This is a genomic window from Streptococcus pseudopneumoniae, from assembly GCF_001072315.1.
Lineage (GTDB): Bacteria > Bacillota > Bacilli > Lactobacillales > Streptococcaceae > Streptococcus > Streptococcus pseudopneumoniae_R.
Window position 1 is genome coordinate 17445 of record NZ_JVLI01000060.1, and the last position, 25594, is coordinate 43038.

Sequence of the window (25594 nt, forward strand, 5' to 3'; positions counted from 1 at the left end):
AGTATATTATGATACATAGTATTAAGTGATTATTTATTTTTGAGGCTTTTCTTATTCTAAAAGTAGGTATATGAGTTTATGGACATTGTAATTCACGACAAATTCTCGGCAGAAAATACAATTAGGTAGTTTGTAATTTTAAAATTAATGCGAAACTAATTAAATTTAAAAAAATCAACTTTCTTCCTTGACCTTTTAAAAAAATTATGTTATAGTTGATGAGTAGTCAAGATTGAACAAAGAATCAAGCTTTTTCAACTTGCAAAATTATTAGAAAGGAGGCTCTATAATGAGGATTCAAATGAGATTATCTAAAGAAGCTCGCGTTGTTTTAGAAGAATTAAAATTAGAATATTTAAAAAAAGGTGAAGACAAAACATCAGGAGTAATCGTTGATGAAATTTTTGAATATTTTAGTTCTAAGTTTCATAACGTGGATTGGGAATTTGTTCAAATGCAACCTAAGTTTGATGAAATTTTGGCAGATTATACTTCAGTTAATCCTACAACACTTAATTTGTCTGATAGTACAATAACTACAATGTCTCACATTAGAAACCATTTTAATTCCATATTAGATATGAAAAGAACAGTCTATCGTTCATTCATTATTCGAATGGTTTTAAAGGCTTACAAATTAAAAAATGAAGGCATAAATATTGACCTATAATAGATGCTTATTCCATCTATTATAATTTTTAGCATGATGAGTAGTCAAAACTTAATGATTTTATAAATCATATTTTAAGGAGGAATTTGAAATGAAGGCTAGAGCTTCACCTTTGGATTGAATTTGTTTTAGAAAAAATCAATAATTAGAAAAAATAAGAGGTAAAAAACATGAATAGAGATGTACTAAAGTTTCTGAGAACAGAGACAGCTGAAAGAGTTAGTCTTTATATAAGCAAGGCTAATAGATTGGAGGGCGATGTAACTCTACTCGCACCTAGTTCTCAAGATTTGGAAGATATTAAAAATGCTATGTTTTCCAATCCTAATCTCGAGCTAAAAGTAGCGAGACTGGATGTGTTAAAGAAAATCGCCTATTCCTCTGTACGGAAACACTATTCGACGAATGCTACGATTTTTGAGGATATTTCGAGAGGAATATACAATTGTTATCCTAAAAGTTATGTCTAATATAAGGGAAGGTTAATCCCTTCCTTTATATTAGAAATTGAAAGGAAAATACAAGCTATGTCGAAATTAAATTTTTTAAATTTACTCTTAATATATTTAAGATTCAAGACGGAGGTTTTTTATGAGTAACAATATTTATAAATATCTTTTTTATGCGACATTCGTTTTTTCAGCGTTCTTATTGTATGTAACGCTCTACTTGTTAAATGTCTTCTCTCCATTGTACGAAGGGACGGCAATCTTGTTATCTTATGTTATTATAATGTTCCTGCTCGTATGCGTGGAAATGACTACGATACCAATAAAGAAGAATAAGGAGGAGAACAAGGATGATAAGGAAATATAGATTTTGCTTTTTTTGTATGTTCGTCTTCGCTCTTTTATCTGTGTATAATCCCATAGGCTTTGGTTCAGCCCTCAGTGTGATGTTTTCAATTATAGCATTTCTTTTCTTTGCTATATTCCTTTACTATTTTATTAGAGTTAAATTGATAGCTCTTTCTCTTATTATCAAGGATATAAGAAATAAGATGAGGTAAATATGTTCTATATAAATCATAGAGTCTCCCTTTGTGAGTCATACATATTATCAACCTCCTTAATGAAGACTTGTTATTGGGCTTGTATACTATCTCAATTTTTTATATTTATTTTAATGGTTTTAATCTTTAACATCTCAGGACTTTTACTAGTTTTGGCTGTGGTCTTAGAAATTTTAATCGCCAATAAATTTATATCTAAGCTGAGTGAACTATACAATAGAATACAGCCCATCCTTGCTATAAGGGAGCGATTACTCTTCTTGCTCGAATCTAACAACCTATTTATATCTTCTTCTGACGGAGTTATAGTTCGTTCCGTGGTTCTTGAATTTTCTATAGATGAGGAATATATAGTTGTTTATGCTTATGTTATGGGTGATAATTTCTCTAATAAGATGTCAGAGTTAGATATATATTTGAGTGCTTGTTTGAATTTAAACTTGGAAAAAAAAGTAAAGACTTGTAGTTCTGTTAAGTATACATTCAGAAAATACCCCGAGAAAAGAATTTCTTGGGAGGATACTCTACACAATGAAAACGTGATAACAATCTCTGAAAGCGTTAGTTGGGAGTTCGGGTCTCCTCCACATGTACTCCTAGCTGGTTCAACCAAATCAGGCAAGACGGTGATGATTGAGAACCTTGTGTCTCAATACTTAACTTTAGGGGCTGAAATAAAATTGCTTGACCCTAAACGTGGCGATTTGAGTTGGTTGGTGGGCCAGAAGCTAGAAGATAGATTAAGTTATAAGGTAGTATATAATTCTCCATTCCAGATTGCTGGTGCTTTAAGAGAGGCTGTTGAAGAAATGAATAGACGCTTTCAGGTTATGGCGGATAACCCAGATATATATGTTTATAAAGGGAAGGTTCTGTCTTGGGCTGATGTCAAGGGAAATTTCCCCCTTGTAGTGGTACTTGATGAAGGGATTGCCTTTAAAACCGAGGCCGAGACGTCTAAAGAAGGGAAAAAAGCCTATGAAGAGGCAATGTCAAATCTTGGGAGTCTCTTGGTAAAATCACGCCAAGCTTCAATAGAGGTGATAGTCGGTTTACAGAGGGCCTCAAGTGACTTCATTCCGACGTATATGAGACAGAATTTTGGGGTAGCTCTCTTGTTAGGAGCAACTACGGCTGATTCTGACTCCTGTCGCATGATGTTTTCAAGTCAAGATATTGATTATAAAACTTGTGGTATTGGCGAAGGATATTGCCAAATAGATGGGTTGCTTCCTACGCCTAAGTTTGTAGAGACACCGTTCAAGTCTGACGAACTAGACTTTGAGGCATATTTTGATGAAGCTTGTGATAGGTATATGAGGATGCGAAATGAACGAAATTAGTGTTGTTGTGAAGTTATCGAACGGCAGTTTAATGGGTGCTACTGAATGTGATGAAAATCCTTATAAAGCTTTGTTACAAATTTTACAAGTAGTACATATGCAAATTGTAGATGAATTAGAATAATGTAAGGTGGTATTTGAAATGCTGTTGAAGCATATTTGCGAGGTATGTGAAAAAAGTGAAATCATTGATTCAGATTTAGCTTTTGATAAAGGATGGGAATATCCTCCAATAATGGGTAGTTTTAGAATTTTATCCCCCAGAACCTGCCCTAATTGTACGATTGAAAAAACTGTGTGGTGGGCATTAGCTATGGAGGGTAAGTCTCTTGAAGATTTATCAAAAAGGCAAATAGAGGTATTAACGAGGATAAACAATGAACCTCTGAGTATTTTACCAAATTCAGATGACGGTCTTTTGGACTAGCGAAATAGGGAGGATTGCCCAGGGGGCATAATCCAGCGGAGCGCTCATCTTTTCGCTAGTCCAAAAGAGCCCACCGACTGCTTTGCAGGAGGTCAGAAAACATCCCCAATACTAATAGGGGGTGCACACATACATGAAATGTACTCTAAACCCTTGGTACGTGAGGGGTTACGGCTTGCTAGTTGTACCAAGAGGTCGCAAACTCTTGGTAGAGTAAGGATGAGAGGTGTTTTCATGTAGGATACGGAATTGAAGGAGAAAAAATATGGTTTACAATATGACAGATACAAACATTAAAATTGGATTGCTTGACCTTGAAATGTCACAGTTTGATATTCCTAAGAAAGTAGTGATTTTGTCAGTTAGGGTGAACAACAAATACAAAGAAGTCAACGGCGAAAACGTGAAGACAGATGAAGTAAGTAAAATTACTTCTACTGTGCTTGACGCTGACAAAGTGAAAGTTCTAACTGACATGGGAATTTCTACTGATGACTTAAAAGCGATTAACCTAGAAATTATCGGAAATCTGGATAAGATTGCAAAGCTTGCTCAAAATGATTCTTTGTTGAATGTTTCTGTTGAATTGATTCGGCCTAAGGTTCGACTAGCTTGGAACATGGCTAGAAGTAATTGGGCAGGTGTAAAAATTGTGTGTGAGGATATTAAAGTTCTAGGAGAATAATCCTATGAATACAGTTAGAATAGATTATTTTGCTGTAACTGTGAAGGATGCTCCGCCAGAAAGAGTTCTGACTGACATCCTTTTGATTCCTCTTGAAAACTTTACGTTGAATGATTGGGGCATAAATAAGTATAAGCAACATTATTCTTGTTCAGAAATTAAGGTGTATTTTAATGCTGATAGGCTTTCTATGGGTGTATTTATTGAATTAAAAGGGCAAGGTTGTCGTCAATATGAAGAATTTTTAAACAGTAACGAAAATAATTGGATTGCCTTAATTACTCGTTTATACCAGTATAATGTTAATTTCACTCGTTTAGATATTGCCCACGACATATTTGACGGTAGCTTAGATGTTCAACGGATATATGACTATTGCAAGAAAGGATTATGTGTCTCGAAAGCAAAACACTTTGAATATCATGAGAAATCAGTTCTAGATTCTGGTGAGCGTGTAGGAGAAACAGTTGCAATAGGTTCACGAGGTAATCAGCAGTGGTGCATATATAATAAACGCATGGAGCAACTTGGTAAGCAAGAGCTTGTAGAAGTTCCGTCTTGGATTCGCGCAGAGCTTAGATGTTGGCAGGAAAAGGCTAATATAATTGCAGAGCAGTTATTTTTAAAACGTCCATTATCGTCAATCTATTTTGAAGCTATAAATGGTCATTATCGCTTTGTTCGTCCAAATGCGACAGATAGCAATCATTGGAGAAGAAAAAAGGTCAAGTGGTGGATAGATTATCTAGGAACTGAAAACCAGACAGTTCTTAGTATTACAAGGGCTAAAACGACACTACGGCAGTCTGAGGCTTGGACAGAGAAACAAGTTGCGAAAACATTAGCAAAAGTCTATATTGCAAAGTATCAGGCCTATGATGTTCAAAAGGCGGAAGATTATATTCAAAGGTTGCTCAAAGAGGGGCTTTCAAGGCTAACTGATAATGATGAAAAGGATATAGAACAATATATAAGAGAACAGAATAGTTCCCAACTTTGGGGAACCGATGGAAGGAGTGACTGACATATGGCAGATACTATATCAAATAAGGATTTGATTTCAATGGGTTATAGGCCATCAACAGCTAATGCTATTATTCATCAAGCGAGGGAATTACTTGTATCACGAGGCTATACATTTTATAATCGCAAACGTTTGATGGTTGTTCCAAAAAGTGTTGTGAAAGAGTTGTTGGGAATGGAATTGTGAAATGGCTTATATCGAGTATAAACAGCGCGGGAAGAAAAGGCTTTGGTCGTTCTCTATACGTGAGAGGAGCAAGAGCCTACTCCATAAAAGCGGATTTAAAACAAAACGAGAAGCTAAAATAGAAGCTGAGAAGGTGCTTCATAAGATAAACACAGGAAGTGTCTTGCGCTTTGATATGACCTTACCAGAACTGTACCAAGAATGGCTTGATTTAAAAATTTTTCCTAGCAATAGAAGTGAAGTCACAAAAAAGAAATATCTTATGAGAAAGAATGTTATTAAAAGGCTATTTGGAAATAAACCTGTATCACAAATTAAGCCTAGTGAATACCAAAGAATTATGAATAAGTATGGGCAAACAGTTAGTAGAAATTTTCTGGGTAGATTGAATTCTGGAATTCATGCAAGTATACAGATGGCTATTGCTGATAAAGTGGTAATAGAAGATTTTACTGCTTATGTAGATTTATTTTCATCTAAGAGTGGACAAAAGATTGACGAGAAATATTTACATACAGAATCGGATTATCAAAAAGTATTAGTGTATTTAAAAAATAAGTTTGATTATCAGAAATCTATTGTACCGTATGTAATTTATTTCCTTTTTAAAACTGGCATGCGTTTCTCTGAATTGATTGCTCTGACTTGGAATGAGGTTGACGAGGTTGGAGAGCAATTAAAAACTTATCGTCGTTATAATACCGCTATTCATAAGTTTACTCCACCTAAAAACAATACTTCAATAAGATTAGTTCCCATTACTTCAGATATGCTTTCTTTATTGAAAACATTGAAAATATTACAACTAAAAACAAACAAAGAATTAAATATTGACAATAAAAATAATTTGATTTTTCAGCATTTTGGCTATGCTTACGATGTTCCAGATATTGCAACAGTCAATAAAGCTATAAAAGTAATGTTGAAGGAATTGCAAATTTCTCCATTGATTACTACCAAAGGAGCTAGACACACTTATGGTAGTTATTTATGGCATAATAATATTGATTTGGGAGTTATTGCGAAAATTTTAGGACACAAAGATATCTCTATGCTGGTTGAAGTTTATGGTCATACATTGGAGGAAAAAATTAGTGAGGAATTTATGGCTGTGAAAAGTTTGTTGTAAAAACACGGCAAATTGCACGACAATTTTTAAAAGGAAAGCAAAAAAAGCCCTATATTATAAGACTTTTCCTGTTGTATTTAGATGCCCCCTACAGGGATCGAACCTGTGACCCACGGATTAAGAGTCCGCTGCTCTGCCAGCTGAGCTAAGGAGGCAAAGAAAAAAGCTGTATTGGTGCCGAAACTTCACGGTTTGTATTGAACCCGCGCAATTAAGCAGGTGGGCAACTCGCTCTAACTGAAGCTGTTTCCGTGTGAGACGGCCTACATGCTGTTAGAAGACTTTTGTTTCCCTAATAATACAAAAAATAGTCGGTCAACACTTAAGTGTGAAGTCGTACACCACAGCGTTTCTATGTTTATATGATACCACTTTTTCAAAAAAAATCAAGAGGAAAGTGCAATTTTTTGAAAAGGATTTCAGATTTTTCGCAAACGGTCGATAGCTTCCTTTCTTTGAGCCAAAGCCCGTTCATATTTACCAGTATCTTCTGCTTGGAAATAGTGATGATTACGAATTTTTTCTGGTAGATAGTCTTGTTTAATCCAATTTCCAGGATAGTTGTGAGGATAGAGATAGTCTTGGGCATTCCCCAGTTCCTTGCTTCCACTGTAGTGCCCATCACGCAGGTGTCGCGGAATAGGCAAGTGCCCTGATGTTTTGAGGTCAGCAAGTGCCTTATCCATAGCTACATAGGCTGAGTTGGATTTTGGAGAAAGGGCTAAATCAATTACGACATTGGCAATGAGAATGCGGGCTTCTGGGAACCCAATCTTCTGGGCAGCATCCAGAGCAGTCACGGTATGAATCTGGGCCTCAGGATTGGCCAAACCGATATCTTCATAAGCGATAACAGTCAAACGACGAGCGAGACTTGGCAAATCACCAGCCTCGATCAAGCGGGCAGCATAGTGAAGACTGGCATCCACATCTGAGCCACGGATAGACTTTTGCAGGGCAGATAGAACGTCATAGTGACCGTCTCCATCCTTGTCCATGGTAATGTAGCTCCGCTGCAGGCTATTTTCCATGATGTCTAGAGTGATATGGCGGATGCCCTTATCATTCTCAGGGGTAGAGAGAACTGCCAAATCCAGCGAGTTAAAGGCAGAACGCAGGTCTCCGTTTGTAGAGGTTGCTATGAAATCCAGCGCATCTTCATCTAGTTCTACTGGAAAATCAAAACCACGCTCAGGGTTACTTAGAGCTATCTGCAGGGCTTCTTTGACGTCTTGGTTAGACAGAGGTTCCAACTCAAAAATCTGAACACGGCTACGAATGGCAGGAGTGACAGAAAAGAAAGGATTTTCAGTCGTAGCGCCAATCATGATGACCAGTCCACTTTCCAAGAGTGGCAGGAGGAAGTCTTGCTTGGTTTTATCTAGTCTATGAATCTCGTCTAGTAATAGGACGAGACCACCAGAGAATTTCGCCTCTTCCGCAATTTCTTGCAATCGCTTTTTACTATCAACTGTCGCATTGAAAGTTCGAAAGGCATACTTTGTTGTTCCAGCGATGGCTGAGGCAATACTGGTTTTGCCGATTCCAGGAGGTCCATAAAGAATCATGGAAGACAGGCGGTTGGCTTCCACCATGCGGCGGATGATTTTTCCTTGTCCGACCAGATGTTCCTGACCAATGACCTGATCGAGGGTTTTAGGGCGCATGCGAAGCGCGAGATTGTCTGGCATAGCAGTCCTTTCTAGCGTGGATTTTCTGATGTATATGTGGTAAGATGGTAGTATCTATTTTAGCATATTTTCGAGCAATCGGGGCGATTTAAGAGTCGCATAGAAAGAGGACAAAATGGCAACATATGGATTTTTAGATGTTTTAGAGGAAGAGTTGGAGAAGAACTTTCCCTTTGACTTTGAGATTAGTTGGGACAAGCGTAACCACGCGGTTGAAGTGAGTTTTCTATTGGAAGCGCAAAATGCTGCAGGTGTGGAGATGGTGGATGAAGATGGAGAAGTTTCATCAGATGATATCCTCTTTGAAGAAGCAGTGCTTTTTTACAATCCTGCCAAGTCAACCGTCAATACAGAAGACTATTTGACGGTCATCCCTTACTTGCCTAAAAAAGGTTTTTCTCGCGAATTTTTAGCTTATTTTGCGCTGTTCCTTAAAGATACTGCCGAGGTTGGGCTGGATGCCCTCATGGACTTTTTGGAAGACCCAGAAGCAGAAGAATTCGTCATGGAATGGAACCAAGAAGTCTTTGAAGAAGGAAAAGTGGGCTTGGAAGAGGGAGAATTTTATCCTTATCCGAGATACTAGGGATTATTGGGAGAGTTTATGAAAAAAATTGTGACGTATTTGATTCAGACAGTGTCTGTTCTTGTGATGATGCTAGCTTTTGCTTGTGGAACCATCGCATTTGCAGAGTTGGGGTATTCCGCAGTTTTAGTCTTTACTTTTGGTTATGCCTTCGCTCTTCTAAGTATATATTTAATCTTTATTCTTCATGAGCTGGGACATGCTTTTTGTGGCTACTTGACAGGCTATCGGCTGGTGGCTTTTGGATTAGGACATTTTATTTTGACCAAAAGTTCAGGCAGATTTCATCTTAGTAGAACAGCCATTCTGAAAAATGTTGGTGCTCAATACATTGGTTTAAAAGAGGATGAAAGCGATCAAAGAATCATCCTGATGCTTTCAGGAGGCTTGATGGTTCATCTCAGCTTGATATTATTGGCGATAGTGTTTGGATTTTTGACAAGAAGCTGGTATTTTGCAGGGACTTGGATTTTTCTTAATTTGTCTTTCTTCCTAAATAACATTTTGCCAGTCGGCATCACCGATGGCGCAAAAATTTGGGAATTGCTACAACACCCTGAAAATACGAAATATGCCTACCTGATGTTGAGGCATTCTGCCCAGACCTTGCTAGCTCCTCAAGAATATGATTTAAAAGACTTTATCATGCCTGTTGATGAGGAGGCGAGAGGGAGTTTTGCAGAAAGTGTTCAGACTCTTCAGGGATTGGTATTCATATTGGATGATAATATAGAGCTTGCAAAGCAACAGTTTCAGTCTGTGTTAGAGAAAACAGATAATCCAATGTCTAAAACTATTTGTCAATTATACCTTCTTCAAATTGCTCTGATGGAAGGAGATAATAAGAAAGCGGAAGAATATGCAAGTATTCGAGGGGTCAAATCCTTTTTATCTCTAAAAACAGCAGATATGCAGGTCATTCAAGCTTGGTATCAATTTAAGGTAAAGAAAGATGTAGTTCAAACTCACAAGGTTATGAAGATTGCTAGACAGAAAATGAATAGCAGCCGGATGTTACGGGATGAGAAAAGCTATTATCAAAACTGGTTAGCCGAGCTGGAAAAGGAATTAGCCGAAGGAGTCTAATATGGAAATAGAAATTTCTGATTTCACAGGCTGTAAGATTGCTTTGTTTTGTGGGGATAAGCTCTTGACTATCTTACGCGATGATAAGGCAAGCATTCCCTGGCCCAATATGTGGGAACTTCCAGGTGGGGGACGAGAGGGGGATGAAAGTCCTTTTGAGTGTGTGGCGCGTGAAGTTTTTGAGGAACTGGGAATTCATCTGAATGAGGATTGTCTGCTTTGGAGTAAGGTTTATCCAAGTATGCTCTATGAAGGTCGGCACTCTGTCTTTATGGTTGGTCAGCTAAGTCAAGAACAGTTTGACAATATCACCTTTGGTGATGAAGGACAGGGCTATCAGCTCATGAATGTTGAGGAATTTTTTAGTTCCAGTCAAGTTGTACCTCAGTTGCAAGAGAGATTAAAAGATTATTTAAAAGTAAGTGATTAGAAAGGATGGTTCAGTTACATTTCTAAACTGAACCCGCCCCAAACACGGTGCCAAAAAGATAAACTTCTCTTAGACACAAACGTCTTCAGAGAATTTCCTATTTTGGCTTTGTATTTTACGGGCTTTGTATATTAAATATGGAAACATGGCAAGAGTTAAAAGTTACAGTTAAGCGTGAGGGAGAGGAGTTAGTTTCCAATCTCTTGATTGAGCTGGGAGCGCAAGGCGTTGCGATTGAAGACAGCATGGACTATGTGGGAAATATGGACCGCTTCGGCGAGATTTTCCCAGAGGTCGAGCAGCAAGAAGAAATCGTTGTGACCGCCTATTACCCTGATACGGTTGATGTAGCAACAGTTGAGGCAGATTTGCAGGCTCGCCTAGCAGAATTGACAGATTTTATGGATTTGGGTGAGGTCAAGATGGGGACGACTGCCTTGGCTGAGGAAGACTGGGCAGACAACTGGAAGAAATACTATGAACCAGCTCGAATTACTCATGATTTGACCATCGTACCGTCCTGGACAGACTATGAGGCAACTGCTGGAGAAAAGATTATCAAACTGGATCCTGGCATGGCCTTTGGTACGGGGACGCATCCAACAACCAAGATGAGTCTCTTTGCCTTGGAACAGGTTCTTCGTGGTGGCGAAACGGTGCTAGATGTGGGGACTGGTTCAGGGGTTCTCTCTATTGCCAGCTCGCTTTTGGGTGCTAAGGAAATTTTCGCCTACGACCTAGATGATGTTGCAGTTCGTGTTGCTCAGGAAAATATTGAGCTCAACCCTGGTATGGAAAACATCCATGTAGCAGCAGGAGATTTGCTTAAGGATGTTGAGATTGAGGCAGATGTCATCGTGGCTAATATCTTGGCGGATATCCTCATTCATTTGACACAGGATGCTTATCGCTTGGTCAAGGATGAAGGCTACCTCATCATGAGTGGAATTATTAAGGACAAGTGGGACATGGTGCGCGAGTCGGCTGAATCAGCTGGATTTTTCCTTGAAACCCACATGATTCAAGGGGAATGGAATGCCTGCGTCTTTAAGAAGACCAAGGATATTTCAGGTGTGATTGGAGGTTAGCATGCAGCAGTATTTTGTCAAGGGTAATGCTACCTCGCCAGTCATCATTGAGGACAAGGAAACCAGCAAGCATATGTTTCAGGTTATGCGCTTGAAAGAAGATGATGAAGTGATCTTGGTCTTTGATGATGGAATTAAGCGCTTGGCGCGTGTGCTGGATGTGGAAGCCCGTCAGTTTGAGTTGATCCAAGAATTGGCTGACAATGTGGAACTACCCGTTCAAGTGACCATTGCATCTGGATTTCCCAAGGGGGACAAGCTGGAGTTCATTACGCAAAAAGTAACCGAACTAGGCGCCAGTCAAATCTGGGCATTTCCCGCAGACTGGTCAGTTGCCAAATGGGATGGCAAAAAATTGGGTAAAAAGGTTGAAAAACTAGAAAAAATTGCCCTTGGAGCAGCAGAACAAAGCAAGCGTAATGTTGTTCCAAGTATCAAGCTTTTTGAGAAAAAAGCAGATTTTCTAGCTCAACTGGACCAGTTTGACTCTATTGTAGTGGCTTATGAAGAGTCGGCCAAAGAAGGTGAAGCTGCTGCGCTTTTACAAGCAGTTACTGGACTCGAGAAGGGAGCCAAACTGCTCTTTATCTTTGGTCCAGAAGGTGGTCTGTCACCTGCAGAAATTGAGAGTTTTGAAGCTAAGGGAGCAGTCTTGGCAGGACTTGGCCCTCGCATTTTGCGAGCGGAAACAGCACCACTTTACGCCTTATCAGCCCTTAGTGTTTTATTAGAATTAGAGAAATAAGAGGAAGAAAATGGAACAAAAACACCGTTCAGAATTTCCAGAGAAGGAACTTTGGGATTTAACAGCCCTATACCAAGATCGTGAAGATTTCTTGCGTGCAATCGAGAAGGCTCGAGAAGACATCAATCAATTTAGCCGTGATTACAAGGGTAATCTTCATACTTTTGAGGATTTTGAAAAAGCCTTTGCGGAATTGGAACAAATCTACATTCAGATGAGCCATATTGGCAACTATGGCTTTATGCCGCAGACGACAGACTATAGCAATGACGAATTTGCCAATATTGCTCAAGCTGGGATGGAATTTGAAACAGATGCCAGCGTAGCCTTGACCTTCTTTGACGATGCCCTGGTGGCCGCAGACGAGGAAGTCTTGGACCGTTTGGGTAAATTGCCACATTTAACAGCTGCCATTCGTCAGGCAAAAATCAAAAAAGCCCACTATCTAGGGGCTGATGTGGAGAAGGCCTTGACTAATCTGGGTGAAGTTTTCTACAGTCCGCAGGATATTTACACTAAAATGCGAGCTGGGGATTTCGAAATGGCTGACTTTGAAGCTCATGGCAAGACCTACAAAAACAGCTTTGTGACTTATGAGAATTTTTACCAAAACCATGAGGACGCTGAGGTTCGTGAAAAATCTTTCCGTTCCTTCTCAGAGGGACTTCGTAAGCACCAAAATACGGCTGCGGCAGCCTATTTAGCCCAAGTCAAGTCTGAAAAACTCTTGGCTGATATGAAGGGCTACGACTCAGTTTTTGATTATCTTCTGGCTGAGCAGGAAGTGGACCGTGCTATGTTTGATCGTCAGATTGACCTCATCATGAAGGACTTTGCGCCAGTTGCTCAGAGATACCTCAAGCATGTTGCCAAGGTAAATGGTCTTGAAAAGATGACCTTTGCTGACTGGAAATTGGACTTGGACAGCGCCCTCAATCCTGCAGTGACTATTGACGACGCCTATGATTTGGTCATGAAGTCGGTAGAAACTTTGGGACAAGAATATTGTCAGGAAGTTGCTCGCTATCAAGAAGAGCGCTGGGTGGACTTTGCTGCCAATAGTGGCAAGGATTCTGGCGGTTATGCGGCGGATCCATATCGCGTACACCCTTATGTCCTCATGAGCTGGACAGGTCGTTTGAGCGATGTCTATACCTTGATTCATGAAATCGGGCATTCTGGTCAATTCATTTTTTCAGATAATCATCAGAGTTACTTCAATGCTCACATGTCGACCTACTATGTTGAAGCACCGTCAACCTTCAATGAATTGCTCCTCAGTGACTACTTGGAGCACCAATCTGACGACCCACGTCAAAAACGCTTCGCTCTGGCTCACCGTTTGACAGATACCTACTTCCATAATTTCATCACCCACCTCTTGGAAGCAGCCTTCCAGCGTAAGGTGTATACATTGATTGAAGAAGGAGAAACCTTTGGAGCAAGCAAGCTGAATAGTATTATGAAGGAAGTTTTGACGGATTTCTGGGGAGATGCTATTGAGATTGATGATGATGCAGCTCTGACTTGGATGCGCCAAGCTCACTACTACATGGGCTTGTATAGCTACACCTACTCAGCAGGACTAGTCATCTCGACTGCGGGTTACCTTCATCTGAAACATTCAGAAACTGGAGCTGAAGACTGGCTCAATCTCCTTAAGTCAGGTGGTAGCAAGACACCACTTGAGTCAGCCATGATCATCGGTGCTGATATTTCAACAGATAAACCACTCCGTGATACCATCCAATTCTTGTCAGACACAGTTGATCAGATCATCGCCTACAGTGCCCAGTTGGGAGAGTTAGGGAATTTAGGATAAGGATATGAACTGAATTAAAAAATGGCTTGAGCAGGATTCAAAAAGAATACGTTTTATCAAAATAGGTCTAGTCTTGTTGGGAATCATTTTATTGATTGCTCTTCCTACTCTCTATCTTGTTTTGAGCGGAGTTGGTGTTTGGTATTTTGTAAAGAAAGCACCAGATATTCGAAAAAGAAATTTAATGATAGGGCTTTTCATTGTTAGTTTTGTTGCAGCTGCTCTTCAAACCCCAACAGTCACAAAGAAAACTTCACCTTCTCAATCAGAAACTAAGCAGACTATGACATCTACTGCTTCGACATCTTCAACGACAGATACTTCACCTAGCATAGAGGAGGCGAAACGAGTTGAAGAAGAGAAAAAAGCTAAAGAAAAAGCAGAAGAAGAGAGAATTGCCAAAGAAAAAGCTGCAAATGAGTTGCAAGAAAAAGGTGAAACCTTAGTCAAACAATTGGAAGAAAGTCAAGATACAAGTCAAGTGAAGTCTGCTAAAGAAATAGTTAATCAGGTTGAAAATAATGATAAAAAGGCAGAATTACTTGGTAGAATAGATGCAGTTGAGTCATTCATTTCTCAAAAAGAAGAAGAGAAAAGAATTGCGCGTGAAGCTGAGACTAAAGCCCAACAGCAGGATAGAATTGTCTACGTCGCTAAGAATGGGCAAGCGAAAGTATATTGGTATAACAAGGATAGAATGCCGTCAAATACTAATAAAGCCAACGTTGTCGAGATGACAGAGGCCGATGCAATTGCTGCAGGAAAAACTCTATCTCAAAAAGAATAAGATAGAAAGTTATCTTGGGTTGGTTTTTTGAACAGTTGCTAGAAATGTAGAGGTATTGCCCATGTATCAAGAGTTACTTAGAAAAATGGCAGAAGAAAAACCAAGTTATCATGGTGAAGAAATCCAGTGGTTGCTTGACCATTTGGGAGATCCTTCTCCAGAAATTCGCGATGACCTTGTTTTTACAAGCTTTGCTAGAGGGATTCAGGAAGAGCTATTTACACAGGAACAATTTTATTTCATTGCTGATGTGGTCTCAGCTGATGGAGGACTAGACAAAGAGATTGATAAGATAGGCCTGCCAACACTTGAACGTTCTTTTAGGGCGCTTGTTTATGCAAATCTCTTGTCGGCGGACGCCAACCAGCAATCGGTTTTTTATCAGGGATTAAAAGCAGAAATTCGCAATGTCCTTTTAAATCAAGGTTTGTACTATCTTTCAAAAGAAAAGGACACGACAGGTTTTTCAAGTCAGTATGGTTGGGTTCATGCTTTTGCACATGGAGCCGATTTACTGACAGAGGTGGTTTGTCATCCAGACTTTCCTAAAAACAGAGTTCATGAAGTATTTGACATACTTGGTCAATTATTTAAAAGAATTACCATTCGTTTTACAGATGATGAAGATTGGCGTTTAGCCAGAGTGCTTTATGAACCGATTTTACAAGGGAAATTAGCGCAAGAGCAAGTAGCTTCTTGGATAAAAGCTGTTGACTTTCCGATAGAAGAAAGGGAAGATTTTTATAAATTTTCCAACTTCAGATCCTGTTTGTTGGAAGTCTATGTTCAACTTGACCAGAGAAATAGTTTACAAGATGACTTGAAAGAAGCTATCCAGTCTTTTCAATACTAGGGATAAGCTAATATTACTTATTGAAAGAGTTTCTATTGTATCCTCCTGACTAATAATGAAAACTAATAAAAGAGGTTGAATCATTTTCCAACCTCTTTTCCTGTATCTTAATGGAATTGCATACCACCATCAACGATAATGGTTTGTCCTGTAATGTAGTTTGAATCTGGTCCTGCAAGGAAGCTGACGGCAGCAGCCACATCTTCTGGTTCAGATAGACGTTTTAGAGTAATATCTTTTGCAAATGTCTGCATACCCCACTCGTCATCTTTTCCTGCATTTTTACCAACTTCATGAGCGATGTCGTACATCATTGGTGTTTTCACAATACCTGGTGCGTAGGCGTTAACAGTGATGCCTGAGTCTGCTAGATCACGTGCTAATGTTTGCGTAATTCCTCGAACAGCAAATTTTGTTCCACCATAAACAGTTAGATTTGGGTTACCGACTACACCAGCTTGAGAGGTTGCGTTGATAATTTTACCTCCGTGGCCAAGTGCTTTAAATTGCGCTTGTGCAGCTTGTGAACCCCAAATGACACCACCAACGTTGATACCGAAAGTGCGTGTAAATTGTTCCTCAGTAATTGTATCAAGAGGAGTAGTTGGAGCAACACCAGCGTTATTTACGACAACATTTAAATCACCAAAATGGTCAACAACCTTTTGAAATGCTTGTGCAACTTCGGCCTGTTTCGAAACATCGGCCACGACAGCAAAGGCATTTTTAGCTGATAATTCGGCAACAGCTTTTTCAGCTGTTTCAGGATTGTAGTCTAAGACTCCTACCTTAAAGCCATCTTGAACCAATCGTTTTGCGATTGCAAAACCGATTCCTTGACCTGCACCTGTGACAATAGCAACTTTAGACATATGATTCCTCCTTGGTATCCACGATACCATTCAAACGTTCATAAAAGAACAGCAAAGGTTTACAAATAAGCTTCGATAATGGGTTTTGTAAACCCTATCAAAACTACGCTATTAGTATACACCTTTGAAAAAAATGTTTCAAATAAACACTACCGTTTTTATAGAATTTTGTCCTGAAAATTTCCAAACAATTTTCTTGAAACCCTTTCCCTCTTTTGATAGACTAGTATCTAGTTTTTGAAAAAAGGAGAAAGAAAATGAAAAAATTTGTAGCTGAGTTAATCGGTACGTTCATGCTTGTGTTCGTTGGGACAGGAGCTGTTGTTTTTGGAAATGGTCTTGAAGGCCTTGGACACCTTGGAATCGCCTTTGCTTTTGGTTTGGCAATCGTGGTTGCAGCCTACTCAATCGGAACTATTTCAGGTGCTCACTTGAACCCAGCGGTTTCGATTGCTATGTTTGTAAACAAACGTTTGTCATCTTCAGAACTTGTCAACTACATCCTTGGACAAGTAGTTGGAGCTTTCCTTGCGTCAGCTGCGGTATTCTTCCTCTTGTCTAACTCAGGCATGTCAACTGCTAGTCTTGGTGAAAATGCCTTGGCAAACGGTGTCACTGTCTTTGGTGGTTTCTTGTTTGAAGTCATCGCAACTTTCTTGTTTGTTTTGGTTATCATGACCGTGACTTCAGAAAGCAAGGGAAATGGCGCGATTGCTGGTCTGGTAATCGGTTTGTCCTTGATGGCGATGATTCTTGTGGGCTTGAACATTACTGGGCTTTCAGTAAATCCAGCCCGTAGCTTGGCACCAGCTGTTTTGGTAGGTGGCGCAGCCCTTCAACAAGTTTGGATTTTCATCCTTGCGCCAATCGTTGGTGGGGTTCTTGCAGCCCTCGTTGCAAAAAACTTCCTTGGAACAGAAGAATAATTGAAAAACAAAAAGCCTTGCTCCTCATCTGGAGGAACAGGGCTTTTTCGTATGAGTTTAACGGTTGTCAATTTTCTCTGGATAAAGGTCGTGTTGGAAGAGGCGTTGTTCTGCCAAGCCTTCATACTTAGTTCCTGGCTTACCGTAGTTGTAGTAGGGGTCGATTGAAATGCCACCGCGCGGTGTGAATTTTCCCCAGACCTCTAAATAGCGAGGGTCTAGCAAGTTGACCAAGTCCTTCCCGATGGTGTTGATACAGTTTTCATGAAAATCTCCATGGTTTCGGTAGCTAAAGAGGTAGAGTTTGAGGGATTTTGACTCGACACAGAGCTTGTCAGGAATGTAGGAAATATAAATCGTCGCAAAGTCTGGCTGAGCGGTAATAGGGCAAAGTGAGGTAAATTCAGGACAGTTAAATTTGATAAAATAGTCATTTTCCACATGACGATTGTCAAAGGATTCGAGGACTTCTGGTTGATACTCGAAAATGTAGTTGGTTTCTTTGTTGCCTAGTAGGCTTAGGTTTTTCATTTCTTCTTGTTGTGACATGATTTTTTCTTTCTAATTTTAAACACCACGTTGATTATCGTAGAGGAGGGTATGCAGTTGAGGAAGGACGCGGACATTGCCCCAGCTATCGTCGGCAGCGACACGTTCCCAGAGTTCTTTGAGGCGGTCCAGTTGGTCTTGGACAATATTACCTCTAGCCTTGGGCTCAGGATTTCCTGCTGATAAAAAGAGAACATCTGGTTGGTAGCGTTCTTGTATTCCTCTGGCAAAGGCCAAATCTGCATCGTCAAAGACAGGAATTTTAAAGGTGACCTTATCTGGATCCAGTTGGGAAACGATAAAGTCCAAGGTCTCAAAGTTGACTTCCATCTTGGATGAAGGAGGTTTGGGACTCAGAGTAACCTGGTCGATGTCTTTCAACCAATTTTGCCAGCGGGAGCCTTGGGTCTCAACAGCTAGAGTGACACCACGTTCCTTGAGCTTGGTGACCAGTTCAGCCATGTTGGCTGCTAGGATAGCAGGATTTCCCCCAGATAGGGTGACATAGTCGTAGCTCCCTAATTTATCCAACTCAGCAATGACCTCGTCAGCTGTCATACGAGTTGGCTTTTCAGAGCCATCCCAAGTGAAGGCAGAATCGCACCAGTCGCAGTGATAGTCGCAACCAGCAGTGCGGACAAACATAGTTTTCTGCCCAATTGCACGGCCTTCACCTTGAAAGGTTGGCCCAAAAATTTCCAGAACTGGTAGTTTGAGGACACGTTCCCTAGTCATCTAACCACTCCCGTCTAAACTCTGCAAAGGCAGTCGGAGTCTCATAGAGGCGAACGTATTCCAAACGGAGACCACGTTCGTCTGGCAACTCTTGACTCATAGTTTGGAAAATCCAGTAAACCATATTTTCAGCAGTCGTGTTCATATAGGGCAGGGTTTCATTGAGATAGCGATGATCCAAGTGGGGCTCTAAGTAGTTCTTGTAGATCGCTTTGATGTCTCCGAAATCGTAGGTCATACCACGTTCATCTAAAAATCCACTGACAGCAACCTGCAAATGATAGGTGTGGCCATGCAGGGATTTGCATTTTCCCTCATAGTGAAAGAGGTGGTGAGCAGCATCAAAGGTAAATTCTTTGGAGACTAGAGTCCGATAAGGATTGTAGACAAGAGACTCTCCGGTTTCCTGTTTGATTTCTTTGGGTGCAAAAAACATTATGCCTCTCCTTTCTGTGAGAGATAAACATCTAGACCATGTTGCCGTAGGTGGCAGGCTGGGCAATCTCCACAGCCACTTCCGATAATCCCCTTGTAGCAGGTTAAGGTCTTTTCACGAACATAGTCAAAGGCACCGAGTTGGTCGGATAATTCCCAAGTTTCAGCTTTGTCTAGCCACATGAGAGGTGTTTGGATAACGAAGTCGTAATCCATGGCCAGGTTAAGAGTAACATTGAGGGATTTGACAAAGACATCACGGCAGTCAGGATAGCCTGAAAAATCTGTCTCGCAGACACCTGTCACGATGTCTGTAATGCCCCGTTGTTTGGCAAGAACTGCCGCAAAGGATAGAAAGAGGTGGTTGCGACCGTCAACAAAGGTATTGGGAACCTCTCCCTCTTTTTGCTCAATTTCCAGATCAGAAGTCAAGGCATTTTCAGTGATTTGTCCCAGCAGAGACATATCTAGGATATGATGACGAATACCCTGTTCCTTAGCGATTTCTCTAGCGACTTGAATTTCGAGATGATGGCGTTGGCCGTAGGCAAAGGTAACGGCTTCGACCGTTTCATAGTGTTCTTTAGCCCAAAAGAGGCAGGTTGTAGAATCTTGACCGCCGCTAAAGACGACCAAGGCAGATTGACGTTTCATAGTACTCCTTCCAAAATGGGAAATGTTCAGAGCACGCAAAAAGCTCCCATGAGGGAGCTAAAAAATACCAAGTCAAGGTTTTTTTTAGCGATGGCGTGTCCCAAACATCGTAATATTCTACTTACAGTCTAGCATATTTTTTGAAAAATGGCAAAGGGCAAGAAAAAAGAGACCAAAGCAAGTACTTGGTCTCTAATGTGATTAGCTCAATTCAGCAACGATGGCCTTGATTTGTTCTGCTGTGTGAACACCAGCAACTTGTTTGACAACTTGGCCGTCTTTTTTGAAGAGAAGAGTTGGGATAGACATGATTCCAAAAGCACGAGCTGTGTTTGGATTTTCATCAACGTCCATTTTAACGATTTTCAAAACATCTTCTGAAAGTTCTTCAGACAATTTGTCCAAGATTGGACCTTGCATACGACATGGACCACACCAAGTTGCCCAGAAGTCTACCAAGACCAAACCGTCTTTTGTTTCTTGTTCGAATGTTGCATCTGTAATTGCTTTTGCCATTGTATTTCTCCTTTTTTTAGTTATATTGGCTTAAATCTTGTTTCTTGAGATAGAAGAAGATATCTCCATAAGTTCCATGATAGTCCAAATCATGACCGTTGTAAGTTAATTTTTGGACAGGGTAGTAGTCTGCGACGCCGATAAGGCAAGCTTGTTGTGAACGATCAAAATCTTCATAAGATTCGAAAGTCACAGTTCTTTCGTTCTTGCTGGCATCTAGATAGGTAATTTCAATCATGTTTAAAACTCCTTTGTTTAATGATGATTTTATTTTACTCCTTGTAAAAGAGAATGTCAAGAAAAATGATTGCGCACGCAACTTTTTTTCTAAAATCATCTTAAATCAAGAAATCCAAACCAGTTTCCAAGCTTTCTTCAACAGCCTTTTGTAGTGTGGCCAGTGTCTTTTGCCCATCACCTGTCAGGCAGATAAAGCTAGAGCGCCTATCTTGATCACAACACCTGCGACTAAGTAGACCGCAATTTTTGGCTTCCAAGCGAGCCACCATCCGAGAAACAGCGCTCGGGCTCAGATGAAGTTTATCTGGCAGGTCAATCTGGCGTAGAGATTTTTCTTGAGCCAAGTCCAGATAGTAGAGCAGGTAGAACTCTTTCAAGGTCAGACTTTGCTCGCTCTGCTGGGCAATGGTCTCTTCCAAGAGACCTTCAATTTCTTTCTGACGCCGATTGAAGTCAAACCATTTTTCCAAGTAGGTCATAGTATCTCCTTTCTTTTTAGAGTTATAATATAGAAGAAAGTCCATTTACGGACAGTCTCTGCATCACAAGATGATTGCGCATGCAATAATTATACTACTTTTCAAAAGAGCTGGCAAGACAGACGCTGGCATCTTTTATCCTAAATCATGCCTGTTTTCACAAGTCAAGAATTGTTTGTATCCCCTTTCTTCTCAAACTTTCATCAACTCTTGTGCATTTCCTTGAAATTTTCTGAAAAAAGAGTAAACTGGTATGCAAGAAGTCTATTTCGTGGAGTATAGGATGAAATTATATGTTCAATTAATGATTCTCTTTGTGATTTCTCTAATCGGAGAGGGAATCTCTAGTTTCTTTCATTTGCCCATCCCAGGCAGTATTATCGGTTTGATTATTCTTTTTCTAGCCCTACAATTCAAGTGGCTGAGAACCAGACATGTCAACATGGTGGGGAATTTCTTGCTGGCCAATATGACCATTCTCTTTTTGCCGCCAGCAGTGGGAATCATGGAGAAGTTTGATGTGATTGCTCCCTATCTTTTGCCCATTGTTTTGATTGTCTTTTTTGCAGCAGTCATCAATATTATCCTCATTGCCTTGGTAGTTCAGTTCATCAAGAGACGGTTTGAGGGAGATTATGAGAAAGGAGATGCCAAATGAGTGAATTTGTTTCCAATCCCCTGTTTGGGCTTGCTCTGTCTATCCTAGCTTATCTAGTGGGAATGCTGATTTACAGACGTTTTCCCCATCCATTGACAACGCCCTTGCTTTTGTCAGCTGTTTTCATTATCATCTTTCTAAAAGTGACGGGTATTTCTTACCAAGATTACTACCAAGGTGGGGTTTATTTGAACAACTTGATTGTTCCATCGACCGTGGCTCTAGGGATTCCGCTTTACAAGAGTTTTCACTTGATGAAGCACCATGCTCGGAGTATTCTCTTTGGTAGTTTGTTAGCGGTAGTGGTCAATACATCTTTCACAGCCCTTGTAGCAAAGATTTTTGGAATGGACTTTTTCCTAGCCATTTCTCTCTTTCCTAAGTCAGTAACAACCGCCATGGCAGTGGGAATCACAGAAAAATTGCAAGGTTTGACGACTGTGACCTTGGTGGTTGTAGTAGCAACTGGGATTTTAACCAGTGTCATCGGCCCAACCCTCTTGAAGTGGTTGAAAATAGATGATCCAGTAGCTGTTGGTCTTTCCCTTGGAGGAACAGGCCACGCAGTTGGAACAGGGACAGCCTTTCGATACGGTTCTGTAGCAGGAGCCATGGGTGGTTTGGCTATCGGTGTTACCGGTATTCTCTATGTCTTTGTCAGCCCTATTGTGGCCAGTTTGATATTGAGTTAAAAAAATTAACGGCAAAATTTCGAAATTTTAAAAATTTTTCAAAAAAATACTTGACAATCTACATGAGAAGATATACAATGAAGCCAGAGAAAACGGATACAAAATAATTTTTACTTAACAGTATATGAGATTTTTCTTTTCTATAAAAGAATTATACGTATAATTCTTTTTTAAAAAAGGAGGGAGAGCGATGCTTAATTTGACTGATGTTATCAAAGTTGTTAAAAAAGGTCACCTAGCCTCAGTACAGCAGCATCCAGATAAATGCCCAGGGCGTTATCGTTAGATTGCCTTGAGTTGCTTATGTAAAAGCGATAATTTATCACTTTACTATTATAATGATGAGGCTGAGGGGGATACCCTCAGCCTTTTTAAAGCGGGAGATAAGTTATGGAAACAATTTATTCTTTTTCTACAGATGATGTAGTTTATTTAAAAAATTTATATACAGGATCTATTTGTGAGATTGATGAGGAACTATTCAAGAAGTTATCTTTAAAAGAATTTCCTTACTTGATAAGTGAGATTGATAAACAAGTGCCCTTTGTTCACTCTAAACGAATAGTAGAGGGAGATGAATTATCACTATATATAGTTACAACTATGTCGTGTAACTTGACTTGCTCTTATTGTTTTGAGAATGATAAGGATAGGAAACCGTTCTTAAGTAGTAAGTATGACGGTAAAAAGATTGTGAATTTTATATTAGATGAACTCAATTTTAAGAAGTATAAATCTCTGGATATCTGTTTTACTGGTGGTGAACCATTATATAACTTTCAGTTTATACGAAATTTATGTGAAACTTTAGATGAGAAACTAGCTATTCCTATTTCGTATACTTTGATTACAAATGGAACGATATTCACAAATAAAATAATGTCTTTTCTTGACTGTCATAATTTCGCTATTCAAGTTTCTTTTGATGGTGATGAGCACTATCATAACCTAGAAAGATGCAATCGATTAGGGAAAGGAACTTATCATAGAATCATAAATAACTTGTCAGTTATGTTGGAAAAGTATAAAAATTTATCCATTCAGGCTAGAGTTAACATATCTAAAAGAAATTATATATCTATCCAGAAATTATTTTTAGATTTAAAAAAGTATACAGAATTTGAAAATTTTAATCTTTATTTTGATTTTGTAGCTGTACCTAACGATTCAATTCTATATATTGATAGTGAAACTAAAAAGAAGATTTGTCTAGATTTATTGCTGTTTTTATCAAAGGAAAATATACCGTATTATCATGATTTAAAAATAGGAGGCTACTGTATGTTCAAAAATCAAGATTCTCTTACAATTCATGCCAACGGTAACTTATATAAATGTTATTCATTAGTAGGGAATGAAAACTATCAGTTGGGAAGTATTGGTCAAGTTACTAATGAATTAACAGGTCTGGGAAGCATGTGCCCTTATAAAGATTGTGCTTATTATGAATTTTGTTATGGAGGTTGCCCATTTAATACATTTGTAAATAATGGGAAGATGGAACGCGATTGTCAGTTTGACTATTTAGAGTGGTTTCACAAGATTGTATTTTTAGATGAATTAGGATTATTGACAAAGGAGGATGTTGAAGGGACTATCCAACATATATCTGTTCATAAAATATATGTTGATAAAAATTTAACTATGGAGGCATGCAGATGAAAAGATTGTTATCCTATAACAATAAAGTGCTATTTCTAAAAAGCTTTATTTTGAATACCCTTGTTACTATACTAACTGTAGCTATTCCTTATATTAGTAAGTTATTTATTGACCATATTCTATCTCAGAAAGTTCATGCTATGATTGTTTACGGGGTGCTTTATGTAGGAATTTCTCTGTTTATTCAAGTTTTATATTATTTTTGTGATGTGCTTCAAGGAGAATCAGAATCGTATGTTTGGCAGAATATTTGCCAAAAAACTGCTGAAAATATCCAGCTCTATGATATAGTAGAGACAGAATTGTCTGAAGCTACCATTACACAAGAATTAGGGCAGACCTATGAGCTGTTAAAACGATTTTTTAACGAATATCCTGTTGCTCTTCTCCTGTACTTGATACGAGCACTTGTGATTATAGGGATTTTATGGAGTATTTCTCCTACTATTGCTGTGATGATAGGTATTTTGATACCTGTATTTATCTTTATTTCGCAGAAATATAGTGGACGACTATCTAAGCTTGGTTCCGATACAGTGAATTGTATGAAGGATATACGCGATTATCTAGTGGATAGCTATAAACTCATGCCTAGTATGCGATTTTCAGCTCATTCTAGCTTGATTGATTTCTCTCCCTTGGTGAAAAAATATATTTTATGTAAAAATAAGGAAGTGAGAATGACTTCTTTATTTGAAAATTTTCTTTCCTATGCATTTTTGAATTTTATGATTATGATGACGACGATTATATCAGGTTATCAGACTTATAAAGGTTGGATTACGATTGGTGATCTAATGGCTATCCAACTATATATTTCACAATTTTGGACACCTATTGAATACTTCCTTGATGTTTATAAGGAGTACTCGGGAAGTAAGAAAATTATCGAAAATTTTATCAATTTTTTGGAACCTGTTCAGATTTCGTATGAGTCTATTCCAATTTTAGAGATAGTCTTAGAAAAGTATGTTAGCTTGGGGAGAGATGGTGAAGAACTGCATGAGCCACTAACAACTCGTTTAGAAAAAGGACATATTTATCGTATTGTTGGAGAAAATGGTGTTGGTAAGACGCGACTGATTTTAGCGATAGTAGGTTACAGCATGAATTATCATGGTGAGATTTACTTACCTAATTATAGAAAGAATTCGAATTTTTCATACTGCCCTGCAGAACCTATTGCGAGTCGATTTTATAAAAATGAATTGAGTCAAGGTGCATCCATGGGACAACTAAAATTGTTGCAGTTGCAAGAAGCAGTAGCGGTGGAGAAAGATGTTTATATTTTTGATGAGCCAAGTAATTTTTTAGATTCACAAAACAAGAAAAAAGTCGTGCAAATCCTGTCCGACTTGTTAGCAAAAGAAAAGTTAGTGATTTTGATTAGTCATGATGATGATTTAGTCGATTTTCCAACAGAAGTTATTACTCTTCAATCATGTGACAGTGAGTAAGGAAAAGTATAACTTTATTGAGTTTAAGAAATAGATTAGTAAGAATAGACTGGGTAAAAAGTCTTTAAAATCAGAAAAATGCATAATATCAGGTGTGCAAAAACTTGATATTATGCGTTTTATTGTGGTAATATTAATTCGTTTTCTCCTGAAAT

The 25594-nt window shown here is 39.1% G+C and carries 31 protein-coding genes and 1 tRNA gene; 22 read left to right on the forward strand and 10 right to left on the reverse strand.

The genetic code is table 11. The annotated features are described in order from the left end of the window. Nucleotides 1-301: 301 nt before the first annotated feature. From ADH54_RS02415 to ADH54_RS02460, 9 genes are all read left to right on the forward strand, one after another. Nucleotides 302-670 (forward strand): hypothetical protein, encoded by a 369-nt coding sequence (locus ADH54_RS02415; RefSeq protein ID WP_049523949.1) that lies wholly within the window; start codon nt 302-304, stop codon nt 668-670. A gap of 170 nt (nt 671-840) precedes the next feature. Beyond that, nucleotides 841-1140, forward strand: coding sequence for a hypothetical protein (locus ADH54_RS02420; RefSeq protein WP_049523913.1), 300 nt, complete (start codon nt 841-843; stop codon nt 1138-1140). A gap of 541 nt (nt 1141-1681) precedes the next feature. Next, on the forward strand, nt 1682-3025 hold the full coding sequence (locus tag ADH54_RS02435; RefSeq protein ID WP_049523916.1) for an FtsK/SpoIIIE domain-containing protein: 1344 nt from the start codon (nt 1682-1684) through the stop codon (nt 3023-3025). Continuing rightward, entirely contained in the window at nt 3012-3149 is a 138-nt protein-coding gene (locus ADH54_RS12130) for a hypothetical protein (protein ID WP_001002894.1), read from the forward strand. Before ADH54_RS02435 ends, ADH54_RS12130 begins: the two co-directional genes overlap by 14 nt. Nucleotides 3150-3167: 18 nt before the next feature. Beyond that, nucleotides 3168-3452, forward strand: a complete 285-nt coding sequence (locus ADH54_RS02440) for a hypothetical protein (RefSeq protein ID WP_023943838.1) — start codon at nt 3168-3170, stop codon at nt 3450-3452. Nucleotides 3453-3717: 265 nt separating this feature from the next. Next, the gene (locus tag ADH54_RS02445) at nt 3718-4137 is read left to right on the forward strand and encodes a hypothetical protein (protein WP_049523917.1); all 420 of its coding nucleotides are present in this window, start codon (nt 3718-3720) and stop codon (nt 4135-4137) included. Between the two features lie 4 nt (nt 4138-4141). Beyond that, nucleotides 4142-5161, forward strand: coding sequence for a replication initiation factor domain-containing protein (locus ADH54_RS02450; protein ID WP_049523918.1), 1020 nt, complete (start codon nt 4142-4144; stop codon nt 5159-5161). A 3-nt stretch (nt 5162-5164) separates the two neighbouring features. Beyond that, entirely contained in the window at nt 5165-5347 is a 183-nt protein-coding gene (locus ADH54_RS02455) for a DUF3173 domain-containing protein (protein WP_000785802.1), read from the forward strand. Nucleotide 5348: 1 nt separating this feature from the next. After that, entirely contained in the window at nt 5349-6476 is a 1128-nt protein-coding gene (locus ADH54_RS02460) for a tyrosine-type recombinase/integrase (protein ID WP_049523919.1), read from the forward strand. 82 nt (nt 6477-6558) lie between these two features. On the opposite strand, the gene ADH54_RS02465 is transcribed toward ADH54_RS02460, so the two are convergent. Together ADH54_RS02465 and ADH54_RS02470 are read right to left on the reverse strand one after the other, a co-directional pair. Beyond that, nucleotides 6559-6631 (reverse strand) — tRNA-Lys (locus ADH54_RS02465). Between the two features lie 264 nt (nt 6632-6895). Further along, complete coding sequence (locus ADH54_RS02470; RefSeq protein ID WP_049523920.1) at nt 6896-8167, reverse strand: replication-associated recombination protein A; 1272 nt, start codon at nt 8165-8167, stop codon at nt 6896-6898. A gap of 115 nt (nt 8168-8282) precedes the next feature. Here ADH54_RS02470 and ADH54_RS02475 point away from each other — a divergent pair, with 115 nt between their 5' ends. The 8 genes from ADH54_RS02475 to ADH54_RS02510 all read left to right on the forward strand — a co-directional run bounded on the left by ADH54_RS02475 (nt 8283) and on the right by ADH54_RS02510 (nt 15564). Then, nucleotides 8283-8753, forward strand: a complete 471-nt coding sequence (locus ADH54_RS02475) for a DUF3013 family protein (RefSeq protein ID WP_049523921.1) — start codon at nt 8283-8285, stop codon at nt 8751-8753. A gap of 18 nt (nt 8754-8771) precedes the next feature. Next, on the forward strand, nt 8772-9839 hold the full coding sequence (locus ADH54_RS02480) for a M50 family metallopeptidase (protein WP_049523922.1): 1068 nt from the start codon (nt 8772-8774) through the stop codon (nt 9837-9839). A 1-nt stretch (nt 9840) separates the two neighbouring features. Then, nucleotides 9841-10269 (forward strand): NUDIX hydrolase, encoded by a 429-nt coding sequence (locus tag ADH54_RS02485; RefSeq protein WP_049523923.1) that lies wholly within the window; start codon nt 9841-9843, stop codon nt 10267-10269. 137 nt (nt 10270-10406) lie between these two features. Next, nucleotides 10407-11357 (forward strand): 50S ribosomal protein L11 methyltransferase, encoded by a 951-nt coding sequence (gene prmA, locus ADH54_RS02490; RefSeq protein ID WP_049523924.1) that lies wholly within the window; start codon nt 10407-10409, stop codon nt 11355-11357. Between the two features lies 1 nt (nt 11358). After that, nucleotides 11359-12102 (forward strand): 16S rRNA (uracil(1498)-N(3))-methyltransferase, encoded by a 744-nt coding sequence (locus ADH54_RS02495; protein ID WP_049523925.1) that lies wholly within the window; start codon nt 11359-11361, stop codon nt 12100-12102. Nucleotides 12103-12112: 10 nt separating this feature from the next. Then, the gene (gene pepF / locus ADH54_RS02500; RefSeq protein ID WP_049523926.1) at nt 12113-13924 is read left to right on the forward strand and encodes an oligoendopeptidase F; all 1812 of its coding nucleotides are present in this window, start codon (nt 12113-12115) and stop codon (nt 13922-13924) included. A gap of 73 nt (nt 13925-13997) precedes the next feature. After that, nucleotides 13998-14711: a deoxyribonuclease gene (locus ADH54_RS02505; RefSeq protein WP_399553678.1), complete on the forward strand. Its 714-nt coding sequence runs from the start codon at nt 13998-14000 to the stop codon at nt 14709-14711. Between the two features lie 61 nt (nt 14712-14772). Then, nucleotides 14773-15564 carry a DUF2785 domain-containing protein gene (locus tag ADH54_RS02510; protein WP_049523927.1) on the forward strand — a complete coding sequence of 264 codons (792 nt, stop codon included), beginning with the start codon at nt 14773-14775 and terminating at the stop codon, nt 15562-15564. 107 nt (nt 15565-15671) lie between these two features. Here the strand turns inward: ADH54_RS02510 and ADH54_RS02515 are convergent, their stop codons facing one another. Next, complete coding sequence (locus ADH54_RS02515) at nt 15672-16436, reverse strand: (S)-acetoin forming diacetyl reductase (RefSeq protein ID WP_049523928.1); 765 nt, start codon at nt 16434-16436, stop codon at nt 15672-15674. 257 nt (nt 16437-16693) lie between these two features. On the opposite strand from ADH54_RS02515, the gene ADH54_RS02520 reads away from it, so the two are divergent. After that, nucleotides 16694-17362: an MIP/aquaporin family protein gene (locus ADH54_RS02520; protein WP_049523929.1), complete on the forward strand. Its 669-nt coding sequence runs from the start codon at nt 16694-16696 to the stop codon at nt 17360-17362. A 57-nt stretch (nt 17363-17419) separates the two neighbouring features. Here the strand turns inward: ADH54_RS02520 and queF are convergent, their stop codons facing one another. From queF to ADH54_RS02555, 7 genes are all read right to left on the reverse strand, one after another. After that, a complete protein-coding gene (gene queF, locus ADH54_RS12135) occupies nt 17420-17911 on the reverse strand; it encodes a preQ(1) synthase (protein ID WP_000082587.1) in 492 nt (163 codons plus the stop codon). A gap of 18 nt (nt 17912-17929) precedes the next feature. Then, the gene (gene queE / locus ADH54_RS12140) at nt 17930-18646 is read right to left on the reverse strand and encodes a 7-carboxy-7-deazaguanine synthase QueE (RefSeq protein WP_049523930.1); all 717 of its coding nucleotides are present in this window, start codon (nt 18644-18646) and stop codon (nt 17930-17932) included. Further along, nucleotides 18639-19082, reverse strand: coding sequence for a 6-carboxytetrahydropterin synthase QueD (queD, locus tag ADH54_RS02535; protein ID WP_049523931.1), 444 nt, complete (start codon nt 19080-19082; stop codon nt 18639-18641). Before queD ends, queE begins: the two co-directional genes overlap by 8 nt. After that, nucleotides 19082-19735: a 7-cyano-7-deazaguanine synthase QueC gene (gene queC / locus ADH54_RS02540; RefSeq protein ID WP_049523932.1), complete on the reverse strand. Its 654-nt coding sequence runs from the start codon at nt 19733-19735 to the stop codon at nt 19082-19084. Before queC ends, queD begins: the two co-directional genes overlap by 1 nt. Before the next feature lie 201 nt (nt 19736-19936). Next, on the reverse strand, nt 19937-20251 hold the full coding sequence (trxA, locus tag ADH54_RS02545; protein ID WP_001029581.1) for a thioredoxin: 315 nt from the start codon (nt 20249-20251) through the stop codon (nt 19937-19939). 16 nt (nt 20252-20267) lie between these two features. After that, on the reverse strand, nt 20268-20489 hold the full coding sequence (locus ADH54_RS02550) for a DUF4649 family protein (RefSeq protein WP_000570255.1): 222 nt from the start codon (nt 20487-20489) through the stop codon (nt 20268-20270). Nucleotides 20490-20589: 100 nt separating this feature from the next. Beyond that, nucleotides 20590-20970: a MarR family winged helix-turn-helix transcriptional regulator gene (locus ADH54_RS02555; RefSeq protein WP_049523933.1), complete on the reverse strand. Its 381-nt coding sequence runs from the start codon at nt 20968-20970 to the stop codon at nt 20590-20592. A 283-nt stretch (nt 20971-21253) separates the two neighbouring features. Here ADH54_RS02555 and ADH54_RS02560 point away from each other — a divergent pair, with 283 nt between their 5' ends. The 4 genes from ADH54_RS02560 (at nt 21254) to ADH54_RS02575 (ending at nt 25439) form a co-directional block, all read left to right on the forward strand. After that, nucleotides 21254-21628 (forward strand): CidA/LrgA family protein, encoded by a 375-nt coding sequence (locus tag ADH54_RS02560; protein ID WP_000781325.1) that lies wholly within the window; start codon nt 21254-21256, stop codon nt 21626-21628. Continuing rightward, nucleotides 21625-22320: an LrgB family protein gene (locus ADH54_RS02565; RefSeq protein ID WP_001288952.1), complete on the forward strand. Its 696-nt coding sequence runs from the start codon at nt 21625-21627 to the stop codon at nt 22318-22320. Before ADH54_RS02560 ends, ADH54_RS02565 begins: the two co-directional genes overlap by 4 nt. A 390-nt stretch (nt 22321-22710) precedes the next feature. Further along, nucleotides 22711-23982, forward strand: coding sequence for a radical SAM/SPASM domain-containing protein (locus ADH54_RS02570; protein ID WP_239682649.1), 1272 nt, complete (start codon nt 22711-22713; stop codon nt 23980-23982). Beyond that, complete coding sequence (locus ADH54_RS02575) at nt 23979-25439, forward strand: ATP-binding cassette domain-containing protein (protein WP_049523934.1); 1461 nt, start codon at nt 23979-23981, stop codon at nt 25437-25439. Before ADH54_RS02570 ends, ADH54_RS02575 begins: the two co-directional genes overlap by 4 nt. Nucleotides 25440-25594 lie beyond the last annotated feature (155 nt).

Bases quoted from the DNA above. Each gene is read 5' to 3' on its own strand.
- ADH54_RS02550 (WP_000570255.1), bottom strand. From the start codon at position 20,489: ATGATTGAAATTACCTATCTAGATGCCAGCAAGAACGAAAGAACTGTG.
- ADH54_RS02560 (WP_000781325.1), top strand. From the start codon at position 21,254: ATGAAATTATATGTTCAATTAATGATTCTCTTTGTGATTTCTCTAATC.
- prmA (WP_049523924.1), top strand. From the start codon at position 10,407: ATGGAAACATGGCAAGAGTTAAAAGTTACAGTTAAGCGTGAGGGAGAG.
- ADH54_RS02555 (WP_049523933.1), bottom strand. From the start codon at position 20,970: ATGACCTACTTGGAAAAATGGTTTGACTTCAATCGGCGTCAGAAAGAA.
- ADH54_RS02520 (WP_049523929.1), top strand. From the start codon at position 16,694: ATGAAAAAATTTGTAGCTGAGTTAATCGGTACGTTCATGCTTGTGTTC.
- ADH54_RS02455 (WP_000785802.1), top strand. From the start codon at position 5,165: ATGGCAGATACTATATCAAATAAGGATTTGATTTCAATGGGTTATAGG.
- ADH54_RS02570 (WP_239682649.1), top strand. From the start codon at position 22,711: ATGGAAACAATTTATTCTTTTTCTACAGATGATGTAGTTTATTTAAAA.
- ADH54_RS02450 (WP_049523918.1), top strand. From the start codon at position 4,142: ATGAATACAGTTAGAATAGATTATTTTGCTGTAACTGTGAAGGATGCT.
- trxA (WP_001029581.1), bottom strand. From the start codon at position 20,251: ATGGCAAAAGCAATTACAGATGCAACATTCGAACAAGAAACAAAAGAC.
- ADH54_RS02510 (WP_049523927.1), top strand. From the start codon at position 14,773: ATGTATCAAGAGTTACTTAGAAAAATGGCAGAAGAAAAACCAAGTTAT.
- ADH54_RS02460 (WP_049523919.1), top strand. From the start codon at position 5,349: ATGGCTTATATCGAGTATAAACAGCGCGGGAAGAAAAGGCTTTGGTCG.
- ADH54_RS02420 (WP_049523913.1), top strand. From the start codon at position 841: ATGAATAGAGATGTACTAAAGTTTCTGAGAACAGAGACAGCTGAAAGA.
- ADH54_RS02565 (WP_001288952.1), top strand. From the start codon at position 21,625: ATGAGTGAATTTGTTTCCAATCCCCTGTTTGGGCTTGCTCTGTCTATC.
- ADH54_RS02575 (WP_049523934.1), top strand. From the start codon at position 23,979: ATGAAAAGATTGTTATCCTATAACAATAAAGTGCTATTTCTAAAAAGC.
- ADH54_RS02485 (WP_049523923.1), top strand. From the start codon at position 9,841: ATGGAAATAGAAATTTCTGATTTCACAGGCTGTAAGATTGCTTTGTTT.
- queF (WP_000082587.1), bottom strand. From the start codon at position 17,911: ATGTCACAACAAGAAGAAATGAAAAACCTAAGCCTACTAGGCAACAAA.
- ADH54_RS02475 (WP_049523921.1), top strand. From the start codon at position 8,283: ATGGCAACATATGGATTTTTAGATGTTTTAGAGGAAGAGTTGGAGAAG.
- queD (WP_049523931.1), bottom strand. From the start codon at position 19,082: ATGTTTTTTGCACCCAAAGAAATCAAACAGGAAACCGGAGAGTCTCTT.
- ADH54_RS02480 (WP_049523922.1), top strand. From the start codon at position 8,772: ATGAAAAAAATTGTGACGTATTTGATTCAGACAGTGTCTGTTCTTGTG.
- queC (WP_049523932.1), bottom strand. From the start codon at position 19,735: ATGAAACGTCAATCTGCCTTGGTCGTCTTTAGCGGCGGTCAAGATTCT.
- pepF (WP_049523926.1), top strand. From the start codon at position 12,113: ATGGAACAAAAACACCGTTCAGAATTTCCAGAGAAGGAACTTTGGGAT.
- ADH54_RS02445 (WP_049523917.1), top strand. From the start codon at position 3,718: ATGGTTTACAATATGACAGATACAAACATTAAAATTGGATTGCTTGAC.
- ADH54_RS02515 (WP_049523928.1), bottom strand. From the start codon at position 16,436: ATGTCTAAAGTTGCTATTGTCACAGGTGCAGGTCAAGGAATCGGTTTT.
- ADH54_RS02495 (WP_049523925.1), top strand. From the start codon at position 11,359: ATGCAGCAGTATTTTGTCAAGGGTAATGCTACCTCGCCAGTCATCATT.
- ADH54_RS02415 (WP_049523949.1), top strand. From the start codon at position 302: ATGAGATTATCTAAAGAAGCTCGCGTTGTTTTAGAAGAATTAAAATTA.
- ADH54_RS02470 (WP_049523920.1), bottom strand. From the start codon at position 8,167: ATGCCAGACAATCTCGCGCTTCGCATGCGCCCTAAAACCCTCGATCAG.
- ADH54_RS02440 (WP_023943838.1), top strand. From the start codon at position 3,168: ATGCTGTTGAAGCATATTTGCGAGGTATGTGAAAAAAGTGAAATCATT.
- ADH54_RS02435 (WP_049523916.1), top strand. From the start codon at position 1,682: ATGTTCTATATAAATCATAGAGTCTCCCTTTGTGAGTCATACATATTA.
- queE (WP_049523930.1), bottom strand. From the start codon at position 18,646: ATGACTAGGGAACGTGTCCTCAAACTACCAGTTCTGGAAATTTTTGGG.
- ADH54_RS12130 (WP_001002894.1), top strand. From the start codon at position 3,012: ATGAACGAAATTAGTGTTGTTGTGAAGTTATCGAACGGCAGTTTAATG.